Below are 4562 nucleotides of genomic sequence, written 5' to 3'. Positions count from 1 at the left end.
GGCCGGGGACAACTCCCCGGCCCGCCCTCGTCGTACGTACCGCCGCCGCCCCGGTCAGTCCCGGGAGGCGTGCTCCACGGATGTGCCCCGCACGTCACCCCGGACAGCCGGGACACGGCTGGACGAGCACCGGACAACCGCGCCGTGACGGCGTGTACCGGGTCGCGGGAATCCACGACCCGGTGGCCCACGACATGGCGGGCCGCGACCCGGTGGCCCACGACGTAAAAGGCTTTCAAGTACGTGGGAAAAGAACTTTCCCCACCCCAACCGACCCCACCTGGCCCCAGGTCACCCGCGCGGGTGACATATGGCAACTGGGCTGGATTTGAGATGGGTTGGCGGGCATATGCTCGCCACGACAACCCCAGACATGCGACGGCCCCCGGCCGGGACTAGGAATCCCGATCGAGGGCCTGACCACCGAGGAAGTAGACCCCTTCCCGATGGATACCCAGCAGGATAACGCGCCCCCGTGCGCCCCACCCGGTACGACCGAGGATGCGAAGCCGTCCTCCGGCGTCGTCCACATCAACTCCCGTCACACCACCGACTTCACCGTCATCGGCAACCACCTCAGCCGTCATCGGGGGCTGTCCCTGGTGGCCATCGGGCTTGCCGTGCACATCCAGTCGCTGCCCGCAGGAGCGCGGATCGGCATCAAGCGGCTGGCCGAGCGGTTCCCGGAGAGCGAGACGCGCATCGCCGCCGCACTGCGCGAGTTGGAGGCCGCGGGCTATCTGCACCGCAGCCGGGTCCGGCTCCCCGACGGCCGTGTCGTGACCCGCACCGTCTCCCGCAACCGGCCGGACACCGGACAGGCGGCACCTCCGCCCCCTCCGTCCCCGACGAGGTCACAGGCGGGGCCCCCGGCGCGAACAGCCCCGCCTCCCGCGCCACATGAGCCTGCCCCCGCGCCCGCACCCGCACCCGCACCCGCACCCGAGCCACCGGCATCACGCCCGCCCGCTCCGGCCGTCTGCGTACCCGCCCCCACAGCGCGTACGGCACCGCCCCCACCCGTCCCCCGTCCGGCGACGGAGGCCCCGGAGCTCCTGCGCACAGCCGGAGCACTCCTCGCGGACCTCCGCCGACTGTCACCCCAGCTCGTCCTGTCGGAGCGGGACATCGGGACGCTCACCCCGGGAGTGGCCGCCTGGCTGGAGCGCGACGCCCATCCCGAGACGATCCGCCACGCCCTCACCGCCGACCTGCCCGTGCCGCTGCGACACCCGGCCAAGCTCCTGAGGCACCGGATCACGACCCTCCTGCCGCCGCCGCTGCCCGGAGCCCACGACCTCGCGCCCCCGCAGCGACCCGGCGTGATCGTCATCCCGCTCCAGAACTGCGACCTCTGCGACCGCGCCTTCCGCTCCCGCCACCCGGGCCACTGCCGCGACTGCCGCGCGGAGGCACAAGCAGCGGCCTGACCGTCGTCGAACTCACCCACAAGGCCTGGGCAGCAGCCCCGCCGCACACAGTGGAGGAACCTGGTGGCCGTGGACCTCTTTCGGCGAACGCGGCATCGATGTCTCCGGCGACATCCGCGACACGATCACCGGCTGCCGCGACCTCGACATCCTGCGCCGATGGCTTCGCCGGGCCGCCACCGCCGACTCCGCCGACGAGATCCTCGACGAAGGACCGCGCGCCTGAGCAGGCCGGACACTCGGGGGTGTCACGAAAAGGGAGCCCCCGCCGAAGCGGGGGCTCCCTCATCGGATGCGCAGGGGGACTACGGCAGGTTACGGGCCATGACGATCCGCTGGACCTGGTTGGTGCCCTCGTAGATCTGAGTGATCTTGGCGTCGCGCATCATGCGCTCGACCGGGTAGTCACGCGTGTAGCCGTAGCCGCCGAGCAGCTGCACGGCGTCCGTGGTGACCTCCATCGCGACGTCGGAGGCGAAGCACTTGGCCGCGGCACCGAAGAAGGTCAGGTCGCCGTCGAGGCGCTCGGACTTGGCTGCGGCGGAGTAGGTGAGCTGGCGGGCCGCCTCCAGCTTCATCGCCATGTCGGCGAGCATGAACTGGATGCCCTGGAAGTCGCCGATCGGCTTGCCGAACTGCTTGCGCTCCTGGACGTAGCCCTTGGCGTAGTCCAGGGCGCCCTGCGCGATGCCGAGCGCCTGGGCCGCGATCGTGATGCGGGTGTGGTCCAGGGTCTTCATCGCCGTGGCGAAGCCGGTGCCCTCCTCGCCGATCATGCGGTCGGCGGGGATGCGGACGTTGTCGAGGTAGACCTCGCGCGTCGGGGAGCCCTTGATGCCGAGCTTCTTCTCCGGGGCGCCGAAGGAGACGCCCTCGTCGGACTTCTCGACGACGAACGCCGAGATGCCCTTGGAGCGCTTCTCCGGGTCGGTCACGGCCATGACCGTGTAGTACTCGGACTCGCCCGCGTTGGTGATCCAGCGCTTCACGCCGTTGAGGATCCAGAAGTCGCCGTCCCGGACGGCCTTGGTCTTCATGCCCGCCGCGTCGGAGCCGGCGTCCGGCTCGGAGAGGGCGTACGAGAACATCGCGTCGCCCTTGGCGAGCGGGCCCAGGTACTTCTTCTTGAGGTCCTCGGAGCCGGAGAGGATCACCGGGAGCGAGCCCAGCTTGTTCACGGCCGGGATCAGGGAGGAGGACGCGCAGACACGGGCCACCTCCTCGATCACGATGACCGTGGCGAGCGCGTCGGCTCCCGCGCCGCCGTACTCCTCCGGGACGTGGACCGCGTGCAGGTCCGAGGCGACCAGCGCGTCCAGCGCCTCCCGCGGGAAGCGGCCCTCCTCGTCGACAGCGGCGGCATGCGGGGCGATCTTCGCCTCGGCGAGCGAACGGATCGTCTCGCGGAGCATGTCGTGCTCCTCAGCCGGACGGTACAGGTCGAAATCGGTCGAACCCGCCAAGACGTTCACTCCCCAAGGATGCTAACTACCGTTAAGTAACCCAATTTTAGTGGCCGACCCGAGCGAAGGCATACGGGCGGGGCACGTGAGCTATCCGACAGACCCGTGACGGTCGGAAAACAGCGTTCCGCACGCCCGGTTATGCTCGGCTCCGCACGTCTGTCCGCATCGTTCAGGAGCACCCATGGCCCTCAGGATCACCGTGATCGGCACCGGCTACCTCGGCGCGACCCATGCCGCGGCCATGGCGGAGCTGGGCTTCGAAGTCCTCGGGCTCGACGTGGTGCCCGAGAAGATCGAGATGCTCTCGGCCGGCCGGGTGCCGATGTACGAGCCGGGGCTCGAGGAGATCCTGAAGAAGCACGTGGCCGGGATCGAGGGGTCCACGGGGCGTCTGCGGTTCACCACCTCCTGGGAGGAGATCGGCGCGTTCGGCGATGTGCACTTCGTCTGCGTGAACACTCCCCAGAAGCACGGCGAGTACGCCTGCGACATGAGCTACGTGGACAGCGCCTTCGAGTCCCTGGCCCCGCAGCTGACCCGTCCCGCCCTGGTCGTGGGCAAGTCCACCGTCCCGGTGGGCTCCGCCGCCCGGCTGGCCGCGCGGCTGGCGGAGCTGGCGCCGGTGGGTACGGACGCGGAGCTGGCCTGGAACCCGGAGTTCCTGCGCGAGGGCTTCGCGGTGAAGGACACGCTGCACCCGGACCGCCTCGTGGTCGGGGTCGAGAGCGAGCGCGCCGAGAAGCTGCTGCGCGAGGTCTACGCGGGACCGATCGCCGAGGGCTCGCCCTTCGTGGTGACCGACTTCCCGACCGCCGAGCTGGTGAAGACCTCCGCCAACTCCTTCCTCGCGACCAAGATCTCCTTCATCAACGCGATGGCCGAGGTCTGCGAGGCCGCCGACGGCGACGTGGTGAAGCTCGCCGAGGCGATCGGTCACGACGAGCGCATCGGGAAGAAGTTCCTGCGGGCCGGGATCGGCTTCGGCGGGGGCTGTCTGCCCAAGGACATCCGGGCCTTCATGGCGCGCGCGGGTGAGCTGGGCGCCGACCAGGCGCTGACCTTCCTCCGGGAGGTCGACTCGATCAACATGCGCCGGCGCGGCCACATGGTGGAGCTGGCCCGCGAGGCGGTGGGCGGGGGCTCGTTCCTCGGCACGCGCGTCGCGGTGCTGGGCGCCACCTTCAAGCCCGACTCCGACGACGTACGCGACTCGCCCGCGCTGAACGTGGCCGGGCAGATCCACCTGCAGGGCGGCCAGGTCACGGTCTTCGACCCCAAGGGCATGGACAACGCCCGGCGGCTCTTCCCGACGCTCGGCTACGCGGACACGGCCCTGGACGCGGTGCGCGGGGCGGACGTGGTCCTGCACCTGACGGAGTGGCGCGAATTCCGGGAGCTGGACGTGGCGGCGCTGGGCGAGGTGGCCGGGCGGCGGATCATCCTCGACGGCCGCAACGCCCTGGACCCCGCGGTGTGGCGCGAGGCCGGCTGGACGTACCGGGCGATGGGGCGGCCGAAGGCCTGACGCGAAGCCCGATGCGAGGAGGCGGGGGGCCCCCCGGGCCCCCCCCCCGCGCCACAGGGGGGGGGGGGGGTGTGCGGGGGGCGGCACCAGGTGGGAAGTGGGGGGGGGGGGGGGGGCCCCCGGGGGGGGGGGGGGGGGGGG

3 protein-coding genes are annotated in these 4562 nt (G+C 71.1%); 2 read left to right on the top strand and 1 reads right to left on the bottom strand.

Annotation, left to right across the window (positions count from 1 at the left end):
• Positions 1–446 precede the first annotated feature (446 nt).
• Positions 447–1430 carry a helix-turn-helix domain-containing protein gene (locus ACFUNE_RS30580; protein ID WP_383574690.1) on the top strand — a complete coding sequence of 328 codons (984 nt, stop codon included), beginning with the start codon at positions 447–449 and terminating at the stop codon, positions 1428–1430.
• A gap of 305 nt (positions 1431–1735) precedes the next feature.
• On the opposite strand, the gene ACFUNE_RS30575 is transcribed toward ACFUNE_RS30580, so the two are convergent.
• The gene (locus ACFUNE_RS30575; protein ID WP_383574712.1) at positions 1736–2893 is read right to left on the bottom strand and encodes an acyl-CoA dehydrogenase; all 1158 of its coding nucleotides are present in this window, start codon (positions 2891–2893) and stop codon (positions 1736–1738) included.
• Between the two features lie 184 nt (positions 2894–3077).
• Between ACFUNE_RS30575 and ACFUNE_RS30570 the strand changes: the two genes are divergently transcribed.
• Entirely contained in the window at positions 3078–4421 is a 1344-nt protein-coding gene (locus ACFUNE_RS30570; protein WP_383574688.1) for a UDP-glucose dehydrogenase family protein, read from the top strand.
• The last annotated feature ends 141 nt before the right edge of the window (positions 4422–4562 follow it).

The organism is Streptomyces sp. NPDC057287 (assembly GCF_042667905.1).
GTDB lineage: Bacteria > Actinomycetota > Actinomycetes > Streptomycetales > Streptomycetaceae > Streptomyces.
This window is presented reverse-complemented; position numbering and strand designations above follow the sequence as displayed.

Bases quoted from the DNA above. Each gene is read 5' to 3' on its own strand.
- ACFUNE_RS30570 (WP_383574688.1), top strand. From the start codon at position 3,078: ATGGCCCTCAGGATCACCGTGATCGGCACCGGCTACCTCGGCGCGACC.
- ACFUNE_RS30580 (WP_383574690.1), top strand. From the start codon at position 447: ATGGATACCCAGCAGGATAACGCGCCCCCGTGCGCCCCACCCGGTACG.